Consider the following 740-nt stretch of genomic DNA (forward strand, 5'->3'; position numbering starts at 1 on the left):
TGCCTCCTTCGAACCTGCCGGGCCGCCGGCATCGGCTGTGTTGCCGAAACCGCCGAGCAGGACGTTGAAGAACGAACGGTTCATCGCCTTGCACATGATGTAGGAGAGGATTGCGCCGCTGGAGCCCACCAGGGAGCCGGCGATGATCAGCATCGAGTTGTTCAGGGAGAAGCCGATCCCCGCTGCCGCCCAGCCCGAGTAGCTGTTGAGCATCGACACCACCACCGGCATGTCGGCGCCGCCGATCGGGATGATGATCAGCACGCCCATGACGAAGGCCAGGGCCAGCATCAGGGCAAAAGCACCGAGGTTGCCGGTGACCATGAAGGTCACGCCCAGGCCGAGGGTGGCCAGGCCCAGTACCAGGTTGAGCTTGTGCTGCCCGGCGAACTGTACTGGTGCGCCTTGGAACAGGCGGAACTTGTACTTGCCCGACAGCTTGCCGAAGGCGATCACCGAACCGGAGAAGGTGATGGCACCGATGGCTGCGCCAAGGAACAGCTCCAGGCGGTTACCGGCGGGGATCGCGTCGCCCAAGTGCTTGACGATGCCCAGGGACTGCGGCTCAACCACGGCGGCAATGGCGATGAACACCGCGGCCAGGCCGATCATGCTGTGCATGAAGGCCACCAGCTCCGGCATCTTGGTCATCTCGACGCGCTTGGCCATGATCGAGCCGGCGGTGCCGCCGATCAGCAGGCCAACGATGACGTAGCCGATGCCGGCGGTTGCCAGTTCCG

Annotated in this window: 1 protein-coding gene; it reads right to left on the reverse strand. The window is 64.5% G+C overall.

Annotated features, from left to right (window positions below; all coding sequences use genetic code 11):
- A partial coding sequence (locus tag F6S12_RS32500) for an NAD(P)(+) transhydrogenase (Re/Si-specific) subunit beta (RefSeq protein WP_315869957.1) occupies positions 1–740 on the reverse strand: 740 nt, incomplete at both ends.

This window comes from Pseudomonas sp. JV245A, from assembly GCF_032424515.1.
Lineage (GTDB): Bacteria > Pseudomonadota > Gammaproteobacteria > Pseudomonadales > Pseudomonadaceae > Aquipseudomonas > Aquipseudomonas protegens.